General features: G+C 55.7%; 16 protein-coding genes and 1 tRNA gene. 14 read left to right on the top strand and 3 right to left on the bottom strand.

Features of this window, described 5'->3' with window-relative positions; genetic code table 11:
• Positions 1 to 5: 5 nt before the first annotated feature.
• Both DSM3645_RS29430 and DSM3645_RS12790 read right to left on the bottom strand, forming a co-directional pair.
• Positions 6 to 1177, bottom strand: a protein-coding gene (locus DSM3645_RS29430; RefSeq protein ID WP_085970161.1) for an IS3-like element ISBlma4 family transposase whose coding sequence is annotated in 2 segments (ribosomal slippage) — positions 6 to 928 and positions 928 to 1177 — 1173 coding nt in all. Because the reading frame shifts where the segments join, the coding sequence is not laid out codon by codon here.
• A 350-nt stretch (positions 1178 to 1527) separates the two neighbouring features.
• Positions 1528 to 1609, bottom strand: a tRNA-Ser gene (locus DSM3645_RS12790).
• A gap of 561 nt (positions 1610 to 2170) precedes the next feature.
• On the opposite strand from DSM3645_RS12790, the gene DSM3645_RS12795 reads away from it, so the two are divergent.
• The 14 genes from DSM3645_RS12795 (at position 2171) to DSM3645_RS28235 (ending at position 12491) form a co-directional block, all read left to right on the top strand.
• Complete coding sequence (locus tag DSM3645_RS12795) at positions 2171 to 2716, top strand: sigma-70 family RNA polymerase sigma factor (protein ID WP_081444811.1); 546 nt, start codon at positions 2171 to 2173, stop codon at positions 2714 to 2716.
• Positions 2713 to 4143: a FecR domain-containing protein gene (locus tag DSM3645_RS12800; protein WP_002652610.1), complete on the top strand. Its 1431-nt coding sequence runs from the start codon at positions 2713 to 2715 to the stop codon at positions 4141 to 4143. The genes DSM3645_RS12795 and DSM3645_RS12800 overlap by 4 nt, the downstream gene beginning before the upstream one ends.
• A 71-nt stretch (positions 4144 to 4214) precedes the next feature.
• A complete protein-coding gene (locus DSM3645_RS12805) occupies positions 4215 to 5219 on the top strand; it encodes a DUF1559 domain-containing protein (RefSeq protein WP_002652611.1) in 1005 nt (334 codons plus the stop codon).
• A gap of 82 nt (positions 5220 to 5301) precedes the next feature.
• Entirely contained in the window at positions 5302 to 5730 is a 429-nt protein-coding gene (locus DSM3645_RS12810; protein ID WP_050769372.1) for a carboxypeptidase-like regulatory domain-containing protein, read from the top strand.
• A gap of 245 nt (positions 5731 to 5975) precedes the next feature.
• Positions 5976 to 6185, top strand: a complete 210-nt coding sequence (locus DSM3645_RS12815; RefSeq protein ID WP_002652613.1) for a hypothetical protein — start codon at positions 5976 to 5978, stop codon at positions 6183 to 6185.
• A 133-nt stretch (positions 6186 to 6318) separates the two neighbouring features.
• Positions 6319 to 6876, top strand: coding sequence for a hypothetical protein (locus DSM3645_RS12820; protein WP_002652614.1), 558 nt, complete (start codon positions 6319 to 6321; stop codon positions 6874 to 6876).
• Positions 6873 to 7409: a hypothetical protein gene (locus tag DSM3645_RS12825; RefSeq protein ID WP_002652615.1), complete on the top strand. Its 537-nt coding sequence runs from the start codon at positions 6873 to 6875 to the stop codon at positions 7407 to 7409. Before DSM3645_RS12820 ends, DSM3645_RS12825 begins: the two co-directional genes overlap by 4 nt.
• Complete coding sequence (locus tag DSM3645_RS12830; RefSeq protein ID WP_002652616.1) at positions 7402 to 7968, top strand: hypothetical protein; 567 nt, start codon at positions 7402 to 7404, stop codon at positions 7966 to 7968. Before DSM3645_RS12825 ends, DSM3645_RS12830 begins: the two co-directional genes overlap by 8 nt.
• Complete coding sequence (locus DSM3645_RS12835) at positions 7955 to 8578, top strand: hypothetical protein (RefSeq protein WP_002652617.1); 624 nt, start codon at positions 7955 to 7957, stop codon at positions 8576 to 8578. The genes DSM3645_RS12830 and DSM3645_RS12835 overlap by 14 nt, the downstream gene beginning before the upstream one ends.
• A complete protein-coding gene (locus DSM3645_RS12840) occupies positions 8575 to 9024 on the top strand; it encodes a hypothetical protein (protein WP_040351814.1) in 450 nt (149 codons plus the stop codon). Before DSM3645_RS12835 ends, DSM3645_RS12840 begins: the two co-directional genes overlap by 4 nt.
• 11 nt (positions 9025 to 9035) lie before the next feature.
• Complete coding sequence (locus DSM3645_RS12845; RefSeq protein ID WP_002652619.1) at positions 9036 to 9533, top strand: hypothetical protein; 498 nt, start codon at positions 9036 to 9038, stop codon at positions 9531 to 9533.
• Complete coding sequence (locus DSM3645_RS12850; protein ID WP_154657804.1) at positions 9533 to 10069, top strand: hypothetical protein; 537 nt, start codon at positions 9533 to 9535, stop codon at positions 10067 to 10069. The genes DSM3645_RS12845 and DSM3645_RS12850 overlap by 1 nt, the downstream gene beginning before the upstream one ends.
• 4 nt (positions 10070 to 10073) lie before the next feature.
• On the top strand, positions 10074 to 11585 hold the full coding sequence (locus DSM3645_RS12855; protein WP_116344399.1) for a radical SAM protein: 1512 nt from the start codon (positions 10074 to 10076) through the stop codon (positions 11583 to 11585).
• Positions 11586 to 11738: 153 nt separating this feature from the next.
• Positions 11739 to 12491 (top strand): prolipoprotein diacylglyceryl transferase, encoded by a 753-nt coding sequence (locus DSM3645_RS28235; RefSeq protein ID WP_002652622.1) that lies wholly within the window; start codon positions 11739 to 11741, stop codon positions 12489 to 12491.
• Between the two features lie 20 nt (positions 12492 to 12511).
• Here the strand turns inward: DSM3645_RS28235 and rho are convergent, their stop codons facing one another.
• Positions 12512 to 13837 (bottom strand): transcription termination factor Rho, encoded by a 1326-nt coding sequence (rho, locus tag DSM3645_RS12865; RefSeq protein WP_040352514.1) that lies wholly within the window; start codon positions 13835 to 13837, stop codon positions 12512 to 12514.
• Positions 13838 to 14734: the final 897 nt, after the last annotated feature.

The following is a 14734-nucleotide window of genomic DNA, read 5'->3' on the forward strand; positions in this document are numbered from 1 at the left end:
CTGGATCAGAGCGCGCCCACGAGTAACGGTTCTTTGATCGCTTGCTCGAACTCGATTGGACTTCGGTAATCGAGTGACGAGTGCAGGCGACGAGGATTGTAAAAGCGTTCGATGTAGTCCGATGCGCCACGTGTGGCGTGTTCGTGCGTTTCGTAGATCATCTGGGCTTCCTCGGTCTTGTAGCTCTTGAAGAAGGATTCCATCGGCGCGTTGTCGTAGCAGTTGCCGCGACGACTCATGCTCTGAACGATTTCGTGGACGGCTAACCGGCTGCGAAAATGTTCGCTGGCATACTGCGAACCGCGATCACTATGAACTATCAGTCCGGCTCTCGGTGAGCGAAACGCAAGTGATTGGTCCAACGCCGCGACCACCAACTCCGAATCGATGTTGCGACTGGTCTTCCAACCTATGATCTTGCGTGAATGCAGGTCGACAAAAGCGCACAAGTGAGTGAATCCCTCTTTGGTCGGTAGGTAAGTGATATCCGTGAGCCAAACTTGATTGATGGTTTCCGTGGAGAAGTTTTGGTCAAGCAGATTGGGGGCAATCGGTTGGTCGTGGTTGGAGTCGGTTGTCGAAATTCTGAATTTGGTGCGGCGATTTGCCTGGATTCCAGCCATCCGCATGCATTTTGCGACCGTGTTTCGGCAGCATTCAATACCGCGACTTATCAGTTCTCGGTGCATTCTTGGACTTCCGTAAGCATCGAAATGCTTCTCGGAATGAACCTCTTGAATGGCGCGAGTGATTTGCTTTTGTTTTGTCTCGGTCGCCGTGACATCGAGATGAGTGAATCGGTAGTACGCCGCACGCGTCACTTCGAGAGCTCGACAGAGCACCGCGATCGGCCACCGATCGTGATGCCTGTCAATGAACTTGAGCCTCAGTTGCTTTCTTTGGCGAAGAACGCCGTCGCTTTTTTTAAAATGTCGCGTTCCATCTTGAGTTGACGGTTCTCCTCACGGAGCCGTTTCAACTCAGCCTCGACCGACTGGCCGCCAGCGGGGGCGACCGGAAGGGCCCCTGTTTCATCCAGGGACTTCTTCCATTTACGAAGCAAGGTTTCACCCACACTCAAGTCTTTGGCGACAGCTGCGTACGACAGCCCTTGTTCGGTGATCTTCTTGACAGCGGCCAGTTTGAATTCTCGGCTGAATGTTCGACGCTTGGGCATGAATCGGATCTCCTGTCAGAGAAGTCTGACATCTCTCGATCCACTGTCAACTTTTCATGGGCAATTCCATCCTTCGTTACCCACGCCGTTATTGACCTGCGCGTCCCGCGGGAGATCGTTCGACGATGGGTAGGAACTCTTGATGACGGAGTCCTGGATTACTACGTACATGTGAACGATAAGCAGGCTCACGAGTTGATCAACCTGATTACCGGTTCCAACCGAATTGTAACGGATAATTCCGGACCGTAGGGTTAGTACAAAACTAGTACAAAGGAGAATCAAGAAATGTTGGGATCAGCGCAAAAGAAAAGCCGTCAACGACTTGCGTTGACGGCCTTACGCGGTAGCGGAGGGCACGAGATTCGAACTCGCAACTCCTTACGGAGCACTTCATTTCCAATGAAGCCGCTAACCATTCGCTTACCCTCCTTAGGCTCGTGGGTGGGCGTGCCCACTTCACGATCTTGCCAAAGGGCAATTCTCGTCGCCCATTCTAGCCGGCGACCTGCGATCCGACAACGGAGCCATTTGGTTGGGGTGCAGGCCGCCGTTTTTCTGGACACAGTGGGTCGTTGTAAGTTCAGGCGCCCTCATATGAAAGGTTGGGGGGAGAATTTTCGCGAACCAGCGGTTTTTTTCAAAATGTTTAGAAAATTTAGGCCAAAATGCTGGCGAATTACGGGAGTGCTTGGGAAGAGACATGCGACGCCGAATTTTTCGATCCACGCTAGGGTCGAAGCGGCTTCGGCTTTTGTTCTGGGAGTACGAATTTTCGAGCGGAACAGAGATATCGCTCGATCTGAAAGCTCGCGCGTGCCGTGAGGTTGGCCTCCAAAGTTGGGCTTTGTGTGAGGATTTCCTCATATCGAGAATATTCGCTGCGATTCGTTGGTTTTCGTGGCCAAACTAAGGCATTCCCCTGGAGTGCACCTGAAACAGAACCATTGGGTCGTTTGCAAAAAGGGCGGGCGCGGCAGCCGGCGAAACCACATGATTTCTACCCCTGAACCCTCTTCGATGAATCAGGCAAGTTTTGCCGAGGCCTATATCGTCAATCAGGAACGATTGAAGGCGTACGTCTATTCTCTGATCTTCAATTGGAATGACGCCGAGGAAGTGTTCCAACGGACCAGTCTTGGGCTGTGGAAGAAATGGGAGCAGTTTGATCCGCAGCGCGAGTTTTTACCGTGGGCGTTTGGGATGGCTCGCATCGAAGCGAAGCGCTTTCTCGCCGAAAAAGGAAAGCAGGAGCTGATGTTAAGCGACGCGGCAATGGAAGCGTTGGATGACGCGATGATTGCACGAGAGGATGGTTGGAATGATCGCTTGGCGGCGCTGGAACAATGCGTCAAGAAGCTTCCCGCACAGCAAAGATCGCTTCTCTGGGCTTCCTACAAAAAAGCGAACACGGTGGAGCGAATCGGTGAGTTGTTTGGGCTCTCGTCCAACGCCGTTTACAAACGGCTGAGAAAGATTCGCGAGCGGCTTCACCAGTGCATTGACTTGCGACTATCGGCTTGGGGAGACAACTTATGAATGCACGACGCAACGTCCAAGGCAAGTTAATCTCCAACGCCGTGGTTCTCGACCTCATGGATCTCTGCCTGACCGATCGGGCGAGCCCAGAGCAATGGAAGACATTTAGCGATTTAATCGTGGCTCAACCCGAAGTGCGCGATTGCTTTGCGGCGCAAGCGAAGGCCAGCGCGCGGCTCGCTTTGATCGCACAATTCGACGCAGTCCCCGAAGTCGCGCCACAAAGCCAAGCCGAGAAAGCGACGTTGTCGCTGTCGGGACGAAAACGCTTGGACCGACGAATCCCCATCCTCCCCGTCAGTCGCGGCGCGTGGATCGCGTTGGCGATCGGCTTAGCGGCGGTATTGATCTGCTGCTGCACCATCGTGGGATATCGTTGGATGACGCCGGGGATCAATCAGCAATTGATTGCCGCCAGCGGACCAGTTCCGCCGGCGGTGCAAGTTTTCGGCCTGTCTGGCGAAGCGGGGCCGCGTAATTTTTTTGGCGGCGACGAGATCGAACTTCCCCTTGGTAAATACAAGGCCAAAACATCCGCTGGCGCACAACTGCAGCTAACCGGTCCCTTACGTATCCGAGTTGTGAGACCGCTGCATTGGCGTCTGTACTATGGGAAGTTGATCGCGGAAGTGCCGAGCGAAGGGCATGGATTTACGATCCAAACGGATCAGGCGAGCGTGGTTGATCTGGGAACCAAGTTTGGCGTCGCCGTCGACCGCAAAGGGGATTCCAAGATCATTGTGTACGACGGGTCAGTGGAACTTACCAGCGGCTCGGCGAGACGCAATATGGCGAAAGGGGATGCCTTCGCCGTTCCAACGACAGGCAAAATTGAGGAATTGGCGTTTATGGATCCCATTTCCTTTTTGGAATACAGCGACATCCCCCTGTCGGTGATTAGCGAGGTTCATCACAACGGGGCGGATCAGGAAGCGACCTATCAGATCATGCGCGGAGGATTTGTCGAAGACGCGCCTGCCTACACCGATCGGATCCATCAATGGAACGGCGTGCTCGCATCGGGATTGCCCCCGCAGTTGGTCGGCTTGGACTATGTGCGGATGGCCAATGATTGGAAGTTCGATGATCAATTGGCGCTGCGGGAAGATCTGACAATCACCTATCAATTCTCGCGCCCAGCGGTCGCGTATCTGCTGGTCGATGAGCGGTTGCCTAAGCCCGAATGGCTGCGTCGTGATTTTGCGGATACAGGTTGGCTCGTTGGACTCGACAAGGGATCGCATCACGATCAAGAGACGAAAATCAACTATGAACTGGAGCAAGCGAAAGGCGCTGGAGCATCGATCGACGTGGTGCTGCGAGTTTGGCGCGTCATTCTGCCGCAGGGAGGCGAATTGAAAGTTGGCCCGATCGGCAATCGAGCCGACGACTGGGTCTTGCCCTGTTTGGTGGCTCGCCCGATTTGACCACTGCAAAGATGCTGGCGGTGAAGTCCCCTCTCTCTCTTTTTTTTTACTACCTCAGGATTGCAATTGTTATGAAGACCACTGGAAAGCATGGCTTCACTTTAGTGGAGCTGTTAGTCGTAATCGCTATTATCGGCGTCTTGATCGCGCTGTTGCTGCCGGCCGTGCAGCAGGCCCGTGAAGCGGCGCGCCGGATGCAGTGCACCAATCATCTCAAGCAACTTGCCTTGGCGCTGCACAACTACCACGACACCTTCGGCGCTTTTCCGGCGATCAGCTATGACCACGAAGTCAACGGCGGCGACGAGACCCGGCACGCTAGTTGGAGTTGGGGAACGATGATCCTGCCCCAGATCGAACAAACGGCCGCGTACGACATTCTTTCACCCAGCAAACCTGACCGCATGCACGAAGCGGTGAACAAAGCGGAAAAGCTGCGCGTGTTGCAATCGCCGATCACCAGTTGGCGCTGTCCGTCGGACGTTGGGCCCGCGTTAAACAGTCGCTTGAAAATCAATAATGGTTCCGGAAACCAGTCGCAAGATGTCGAAATTGCGACGGCCAATTATCTAGGGGTCAATCATAGCGGCGACATTGGTCGGACTACCAAGATTGCGGCGGTCAACGGCATCTTTGTCGCCGGGACGAACGTCGCCCAGAACCGACGAATGGTCTGTCGCCTGCGTGACGTGTTGGATGGGACAAGCAATACCGCGATGGTCGGCGAGCGTGCTTGGATGCTAGGGGGAGTCGAGCTTGGCGCCGGCTTAATCTATGGCCATACAGGCAACGAAGATATCGAAGACTGCCACAACTATATGGATGGGTTTATCGCTGTCGTCGGCGGCGGCAAGACGCACATCAACATGAACGACACTTGCGGTACGGCCTGTGATGATCGAGATGGTCGCCAAGGGTTTTCGAGCCTCCACCCAGGCGGATCTCAATTCGCCTTCGCTGACGGCTCGGTTCACTTGCTCAGCGAAAATATTGATGACGATTTTGGCGGTCCCGTCGATACGACCTACGAGCGGATCTTGTCTTGCAACGATGGTCAAGTGAACGGCGCCTATTAGCCGCTTGGTTAGAACTTGCAGTCTTACCCCATCGATGCATCCCTCCTGCTTGGTCGGGTTGGGAGCGAAACAGGAGTTTTTAATGATTCAGTTTTCTCAATGCAGTCAATGTTTAGCGATCGTAATGTTCGGCTTTGCCCTGGTCGGTTGCGGCGATAGCAATACGCCGCCGCTTGGTGAAGTACAAGGACAAGTCACTTTTAACGACGCGCCGGTGGATGGTTGCAATGTTGTGTTTGTGCCGCTCGAAGGGGGCCGCAGCTCAAGCGCGGTGACCGATAGCGACGGACGCTATGTCTTGAAGTTCAACGCGACATCGGCCGGTGCGTTGGTGGGCGAGCATAAGGTTCAGTTAACGACGGGGCGCGATCGAGTCGCCAGCGATGAAGGAGCGTTACGCGACGCCGGCCGAAAGGAATTTTTTCCGAAAGAATACAATTCCGAAACGACGCAAATCGTGGAAGTATCCGGCCGAAAAAACGTGATTGATTTTCATGTCGTTGGCAAATGATCGGCGAAGTCGCCGGAAAACTGTTCCCTTATTAACGCGGTAGCAACAGCTGCCGCGTTTTTTTGGGTACGCCCGGGCGGATGCCACAGGAGGGGGTTTGTGCGTGGAAATGTTTGCCATCGCACCAAATGCCTATAAAATAGCTGCCGGGTTGGCGAAAGACGCGGTGACTTGGTGATCGCGCCTTCGATTCGCTTTGCCGCTTGCTTCGCCGGAGTATTTTCGATGGTTTGCAATTCGACGTTATGACGACGATAGAACATCCAGATCAGCTGATCGAAGGAAAGCGGTACCGTTTCTTTGTGGATGTCGGTCAATCGCAGTATGAATTGGAAGCGACGTTCTTGCGTTTAGACCATCATTTCCGCCGTCTGATCTGCATCCTGCACATGGACGACGAAGATTACAGCATCGAGTGGAGCTGGGCGACGGAGATCACGCCGGTCGAAAATTAGTGTCCTCCCCTGCTCTCTTCTTTTCGGGGGAGATTTTTTCTGTCTCCTGGGGGCGCCTTCCTCGCGTCTTGGGTAGTGCTGCGGATAGAATCGTCGCCAGTGACGATACTTCCTTGCCCTCAGAGCCGATCCCATGGACGCCGAAAAAGAAGAATCCAATCCGTTTGAATCGCCGCTCGCGCCAGTCGCGGGTGTCGACCAGCGTCGTTGGTGGGCGCTTTGGTCGGCGACCGCCCTGCTGACGGTGATCGCCGTGGGCGCTGCTTTTTCCGATTCATGGATCGGACTTACTTTTTTGATCCCCTTGGTGGGCGTTCCCAGTTTGTTGCGAACGATCTACGACCTCGGACGAAAGCAAGCTGCTGGTTGGATCATCGATACCGGCGTGCAGCTACAGTCATTCTGCGCTTCGATAGCGATCGCCAGCGTCGCGATCATCGCAGGCGGCATCGCTGGTTGCACCGTTTGTTTCACGGGAGCCATTGGCCTCGGAGAGATATCGCCGAGCGCAGGGGGGGACCTGATCGGCCTGTTCATGGTCGTCGGCGTCCTGATAGGGATTGGCGCGATTATGGGGCTCTTCTATCTGATGGGGCCATCGAAGGTGACCCAGCTGGAACGGCGCCGCGCGCTGCATGGCGGTCCGCCAAATGCCCCCAAGAGGACGAACGAAAGCGGGCCGGCGTCGTGAGTGAAGAGGGCGACAATCCGTATGAGTCACCGTATGATCCGGCGGTCGCTGCGCCATGGCGCGGTTGGCACGTTTGGTGGGCGGCGTCGGCGTTGTCCTCTTTGCTGGTATTGCCATTTCTGTGGGATGATTGGCTCTTCGGCTCGATAATCTTCATCGCCGTCGCGGCGGTCAGTTTGCGTTCGCTGATCGATCTCCAACGCAAATTTGAAATTGGCTGGGTCATCAGTACGAAAACGCAGTTGCTCGCCATCGGCCAATCGGTGTTGATTGTCATTGCGGCGGGAATCGGGAGTGGGATCGCATTTGTCACCAGTTGTATGAGCATCGCGATCGCGACAGATATCCCGATGCTGCATTCGGTCGGTGCACGGGGCCGAATCGTGCTCGCCGTGGCCTACGGTATCGGGGTTGTCGCCTTCGGCGTGTTGGTTTGGCTCATGGGGCCGCCGTCGAAAAAGATGCTGCAAGCAAGACGTCCAGGGACGAAAGAAGCGACATTGCCTGCGGAGAAAGGCGATACGAATGAATGAGAATCAAGGAGGGAACCCGTTCCAATCGTCAGCGGTTTTCGCCAAGCTTGAGTCACTGGAAACGCTTGAATGGCGAATCGTGATTGAGTTTCTTGTGGGAACGATTTTCTTGCTAGGGATTTCCCTTGCTGTTTACTACTACATCGACTTCGGCTTCGGATTAGCAGCGAGTGGGCTGGTGTTTGTCGTTGTGATTCGATCATCGATTGATTTGTGGAGAAAACGGAACGCCGATTGTTTGCAAGTAGGGTCCACGATCAAATCGTTGGCGTTGTCGATCTTTTTTGTCGGCGTAGCGGCAGTGGCAGGCTACGTGACTTTTTTCGCGACTTGCATTAGTACCCATAGCTTGGTTGAAGATCGCTTGCGTTACCAAGTCCAGTATGGGGACATCATCCTCTTCTGTGTGATTGTCGGGGCCGCTGTCGCTTCGGTGGTCGTTTTGGCGTTGTTGTATTTCCTCGGTCCCGCTTCGGTCGATAGACTAAATATGCATTCTCGCCAAGCGATTTCGCCGCAATCCATTTATCTAGGAAACGAGCCGAGTGACCACACCTGATCGCGATTGGTATATCGTTCGCCGTTGGCAGTCGTACGTCGCCGAGATGCGTGTCGTTGCGCTGCGGATGGCGGCGATCGTCGTTTGCTATGGCCTGCAATTGTGGCGTCACTTGGGACTGCTCGACGAAGCGGGCCGTACGGCCAACGCTGATTTTCATCAACTTGCGACGCTGATCGCCTGCGGTTGGCTGTTTCTTTCCCTCGCCGTCTGGCTGGTATTGCTGCGCAAATGGTTTCCGCCGGCGCTCAGTTATGTTAGCACCGCGGTCGACGTTGCGTTTCTCTCGGCGCTGATCGCGGTGTCTGGCGGACCAACCGCGACGCAGCTCGATACATTTTACTTTTTCATCCTCATCCTGGCCGGGCTTCGCTTTGATTTGCCGCTGGTCTGGTTCACGACGTTGGCCTGTATGGCAGGATTTATGGCGAGCGTCGGCGCCGTCGACAAGTTGTGGTTCGACGCGGAGCATACCGTGCCGGTGATCAGCCAAGCGATAACGTTGGTCAGCTTAGGAGGCGCCGGGATCGTCGTCGGACAGATCGTGCGTCGCGCCAATGATCTAGCGGTCGCTTATGCCCAGAGAGTCAGGAAGGAGGGCGAAGTTTGAACATTCGCCCCTTGCCGCAAATTCGCTGTCCAGAATGCGGCGCCGACAACAACGCGTTTGCGGCGAAGTGCTGGATTTGCCAGCGCCCGCTGGTGGAAGAAGCGGAATTGGTTTCCGTCATACGCGATGAACCTCCTTCATTTGTGCCCGGCGTCAACACGAAGGTCGCCAATGCTCTGACGTTCTGGACGTTGGCGGCGATGGTGATCGTGGGCTGCGGCGTGTCGTTGATTCATCCCGTGTTGGTCATTTTCTACATCATCTTAGTCTGCGTCCCCTGTCTGGCGGTTGGCCTTTCGCTACGCGGGATCTTAAAAGCGAGAGACAAACCGACAGCGACCAGCGGTTTGACGGGGCTCTTGATTTTCGTCAGCGTCGGCGGACTGTTGGCGATCTCGGTTGGGATTCTGTTTTTCATGCTCTGCGTCTCCATGGCCCTTTCTTAAACGTGGTGTGAATGAGCGAATCGGATAGCCATCAAGATGAGAGCGCCGCAGACTCGCGGACCACTTTCCGGATGAAATGTCCTGATTGCGGCGCCGAGAACGACGCGACGACTGTGAACTGTTGGATTTGCCAGCATCGGCTTGAGGAGCAAATTGAATTGCCGACTACGCCGCCGATCGAACCGCCGGCGTTCTTCGAAAAGCTGTCGCGGCCTGAAAGTAAACCGATATGGATACTAGCGGCGGTCGGGATCATTGTCGTAGGGGGCGGAATAGCGATCACCGATCTGTCGAAGCTTCCTCAGTTTGTCGTCGTTGTTCTTTCCCCCTGTCTTTATTGGTGGCGGCGCGAGCGGACGCCGGTGCAGGAGCGTAAGAACTTGGCGCCGCAGAAGAGTCTGCTTTCGGCCTTGGGCATGATCCTCGTGTGCGGCTTGGTCATGATTTCGATTGGCATTGCATTTCTGGCGATGTGCATGGTGGCCATGGGGCGCACGACATGGCATTGATGAACGAACCGGACGATTTGCGAAAGCCGAGCCTGAAGTCACAGGAGATCCCGACGATCGAATGTCGGCGGTGCGGCGCCGAAAATTATGCGAACGCCGTGCTGTGTTGGATTTGCCAGAGCCGACTGCATGAAGAAATTGGTAGCGACGCGAAGATGACGCGCGACAAGCCGGAGTTCGCCCAACAACCGAGCGGCGTCTACGCCAACTTACTGCTCTGTTTTTTGATACCGGCGCTGCTCGTAATTGGGATCGGACTGTTTTACCTGAACGTGACTTGGTTCGTCTATTTTGTCGTATTCATTAGTTTGCCATTGTTGGCGATCGCCGTCGGGCTGCGCCAAGCGCTGCTGAGTACGAATCAAGATATTCGTAGCGCCGGCGAAATTCTTACCCCGATATATCTGGTATTTCTGTCAGTTTTTGGGACGTTGGGAATCGTCGTGTTGGTGATTTTGGCGATTCTGGCATTGGTGTTCGGCTTTTTTGCGGCGCTGTTTGAAATGTGTACCAATATGTCAAATACGGGGAGATGATTTCGTGCTAAAACCACACGAGCTTTCGCGACGCGACTACATCGTGCTGGGCGTGACGCAAAGTCTCTGCCCCGAATGTCTGGCGGTCGTGCCGGCCAAGATCATCACCAAGGGAAACCGCGTCTATTTTCGCAAACGTTGCCCACAGCATGGCGAACGGGACGACTTTGTCTGTTCCGACGTCTCGCAGTACGATCAGCTGCAGTACAGCGTGCCAGGCAAAGTGCCGCATGCGTTTGGCGTGACGCCCGAGAAAGGGTGCCCGCTCGACTGCGGACTCTGCACCGAGCATGAGCAGCATAGCTGTATCGGATTGCTGGAGATCACGTCGAGCTGCAATCTCGAGTGCCCGATGTGCTATGCCGGCAGCGGACCCGGCGGCAAACACTTGAGCGTGGCGCAGTGTCAGGCCGCGATTGATCGGTTGGTCGAAGTCGAAGGTCGGCCAGAGGTGCTGCAACTTTCTGGCGGCGAGCCGACGATTCATCCCGATTTTGAAACGATCTTGGCCTACGCCTTATCGCAACCGATCGACTACGTGATGATCAACACCAACGGAATCCGTTTGGCCCGCGATCCGCAGTTCGTAGAGCGATTGGCTCAGCACAAGGATCGAATCGAAATCTATCTGCAGTTCGACGGGTTCAGCGACGAGGCGTCGCTGCTGCTGCGCGGAGAATCGCTGGTCGAAACCAAACGGCAAGCGGTCGAGCGCTGCGGTGAAGCCGGCCTGCACGTCAATTTGGTCGCCACGCTGCAGACCGACGTCAATCAAGATCAGCTGGGCGCACTGGTCGATTTCTGCGTCGACAAGCCGTGGATTACTGGGCTCAGCCTGCAACCGGCGACCTACAGCGGTCGGCATGTGCTGCCGGAAGTTTTAGAACGCCGCATCACCTACCCGGACGTGATTCGCGAGATCGATGAACAAACGGCAGGCCGCTTCCGCCAAAGCGACTTCATGCCGCTGCCGTGTGCGCATCCAAATTGTCATCAGATGAGCTACGCCTATCGCTATCAGGGCAAGCTGATCCCGTTGATGCGATTCATCGACGCGACGCAGCATATCGATCTGCTGGCGAGCGGCATATCGTTCACGCGGCCCGCGGTGCGTGATCTGCTGGAGAGGTATCTGGCGCGGCAAGGTTGTTGCAGCAGCGGAAGCTGCGGACCAGCGACTCCGGCGGCCAGTGATGATCCGTTTGCCATCATTGAGCCAGCGGCGTGCGAGCCGGCGGAACTGGCGCTTTCGCCAGAGATGTTCTCGGATCCAGAAATCGGCGCCGCCGCTGTCGACTTTTTTACGAAGGCGATGCGACAAGAGCTAGGCGCCGGCGACGTCTTTCGCGTGATGGTTACTTCGTTTCTGGACGCCTACAACTTTGACGTTCGTCGTGTGATGAAGTGCTGCATCCATCATGTGCTGCCCAGCGGGCACTTGATTCCGTTTTGCGCTTACAACGTGCTGTACCGCGATGGACACGTGCCGCTGCCGCCGCTCGATCGTGTTGTTTGACAGAGCACTGCCTCGCCAGCGCCAGCGAGGGAATGCCGTTGGCGCTACTCGGACGGTTTGAAGTGTTCCCTCGCTCGCTGGCGCTGGCGGGCTAGTGTCCAATCGGTTTGGCAAAACGCAACTTCAAGACACGCTCACAACGGAACTCGGCGGATGATGATCAACCCGACGTATATCGTGATCATGGCGACCGCGATCGTGCTGTGCAGTTTGCTGGTGCGGCGGTCGCAAAAAAAGTTGCCGCTGACGACCGAAGAAAAGTTCGGCCTCGGACTGGGAGGCTTTTGCGGTGCGATGATCGGCGCCAAGTTGCCTTTTGTCCTGTACGACTTAGAAGGGCTCTGGAGCGGCGGCGCCTGGTTTGCACATGGCAAGACGATCGTCTGCGGGCTGGCCGGCGGTTATCTGGGGGTCGAAATCGCCAAGTGGATCATGCAGGTCCGGATCAAGACCGGCGACTCCTTCGCGGCGCCGGTTGCGTTCTCGATCGCGATCGGACGCTGGGGATGCTTCTTTGGCGGGTGTTGTTTTGGGACGCCGACTAACTTGCCGTGGGGCGTCGCGTTTCCCACGGCGCTTGAGGATCCGTTGGCGCTGCGTCATCCTACGCAGATCTATGAGAGTCTGTTTCACTTGACGATGGGCTGCGTGCTGCTGTGGCTGGGGCGAAAAGGTTGGTTTCGCGGCCAGTTGATGAAGCTTTATCTATTGACCTATCTCGGCTATCGTTTTTTGACCGAGATGATTCGGCCCGAACCGCGACTGTTTGTCGGATTGACCGCCTACCAGTGGGGCGCGATCGGTCTGGCGATCGTCTTTGTCTGGCTCTGGCGCCGCGATCAGGCGGTCTTGAATGCGGAGAGCGCACAAAAAGAGCCGCGTCCAGCGGACGCGGCTGCAGATTGAACGTGCTAGGAGAGCGGCCGTTAGTGGCGACTCTGCGTTCCGGCAATCAGGCTGACAAATTCCAAGTTGCTCTTGTACTTGCCCAACTGACGCGTCAGTTGTTCCATCGCTTCGATATGATGCATCGAAGTTAACGTGCGACGCAGCGCGATGACGGCCCCCAGGGTCCCTTCGTCGAGCAGCAGTTCTTCGCGACGCGTACCGGACTGCGAGATATCGATCGCGGGCCAGACGCGACGGTCGGCCAGCTTGCGATCGAGCACCAGCTCCATGTTGCCGGTTCCTTTAAACTCTTGGAAGATGAGCTCATCCATGCGGCTGCCGGTGTCGATCAGCGCGGTGCCGACGATCGTCAGCGAGCCCCCTTCTTCGAAGGCGCGAGCGGTGGCGAACAGCTTTTTGGGGATGTCGAGCGCCTTGATATTTACGCCGCCAGACATCGTGCCGCCGCTATCGCCGACCCATTTGTTGAACGCACGCGCCAGACGCGTGATCGAGTCGAGCAGCAAGAAGACGTCGTGTCCCATTTCGGAGAGACGCTTGCAGCGTTCGATCACCAACTGCGACAGCCGAACGTGACTTTCGACGTCACGATCCAAGCTGCTGGCGATCACTTCGCCGTTGATGTTGCGCTGCATGTCGGTGACTTCTTCCGGACGTTCGTCGATCAGAAGCACGATCAACTTGACGCCGGGATAGTTCGCCGCAATTCCCTTGCTGAGGTTTTGGATCAGCATCGTCTTGCCGGTTCGCGGCGGAGCGACGACCAGGGCGCGTTGACCCTTGCCGAGCGGAGTCAGCAAGTCGACGATGCGATTGGTGAGCGGACCCCCGTCAGTCTCGAGCTTTAAATGCTCGCGGGGATTGATCGGCGTCAGCTTATCGAACGGCGCGGTTACCGCATACTTTTCGGGCAGCATGCCGTCGACGTCCGATAGCTCACGTAGACGCGGGCCTTGGCCACGGCGAAAACGTTGCACCATGCCGCGAAGCATCAGACCTTCGCGAAGTTGATATTTTTCGATCATCGTGCCCGGCACGAAGGGATCGGTACGCTCGCGAGCGTAATTGTTTTCTGGGCTGCGGAGAAAACCATAGCCGTTGGGATGCATTTCGAGCAAGCCAAAGCCGGGTTCCAACGGAATCGGTTCGCCTGGTTCGAATTCTTCCTGCTCCAAATTGTTGCGTGGAACATTGGAGCTGGGGGCTGTAGCACGACGGTGGTTGGCGCCTCCGCCTTGGTTGCGACCGCGTGAGCGTCCGCCGCCTTGTTGCTGTCCGTCGTTCTGGCCTCCTCGACGCCGCCCGCCGCCTGAGCGAGAGCGGGCCTGCCTCTTTTTCGCCATCGAAATCACCTAAGTTGCGCGAAGCAAATCGAGATAGTAGAGAATGGAGCGCTGCATAGCGCCGCCTGTGTTATGCGTTGCAAACGATGGTCATTCCATTGTCGCTTGCGCAGCTTCCGTTTGGTTTGAATCAACGAAGATCGTATGAAACCGAAAGTATCAGAGTTAGCCGACTCTGCGGCGCGTCTGAAACGAGGGTTGAGAGGTTGCGAGGCTCATAAATGAACCCGGCGCCGCTCTCAGGGAGAATCGAATTGCACCGGACTTCAAGCGTCGCTGCGGATATCTTGTCCGCCGTCGTCGCTTGTGATGCACATGGCTTACGGCAAAGTCGCTTCAGACAGTTGAATTAACTGTACCGAAGGATCGATACCGCCACCGGTGATGGATAACTCACACGGTCCTATCGGCTCGTTCTAAGAGCCAGGGACTGAGGTCCTTCCCGCCCAATCAAAACTTCCGTCGCATTTGGCGAAATCGCCGCGGGGAAGGTTTCTTGAAACTGGTCTAGCAAGGTCGCCGTAGTGACAGCAAACGCTGTAACAGCCAAGACGATCGTTACAAAACCAAATCTCAAGAGCGTCTATGGTTTGCCGAACGCATACGCGAATGAGAAATCAACTATAAAACTTGAAGACTCGCGACCGCGTCGCCAAACTTCGCCCGCAGACATCTTAGACGATTGGGCGTGAGGGTTTATGCCGAGTTGGCATTCTTAAACCTTCGGCATCTTATCCACATTCTATCGGGCATGTCAAGCTATCATCGCCGTTCCATCTGGGTGAAAAGGGAAAATTTGTTCGATTTCTTGTAGCCGCAAGCAGTTGTGACAAATCCCGTAACGTGCGAATTGGGAATTGATGGAAAAATCGTACTTTTTGCTACGGTCGTTAAAGT

Source organism: Blastopirellula marina DSM 3645 (assembly GCF_000153105.1).
Taxonomy (GTDB): Bacteria; Planctomycetota; Planctomycetia; order Pirellulales; family Pirellulaceae; genus Blastopirellula; species Blastopirellula marina.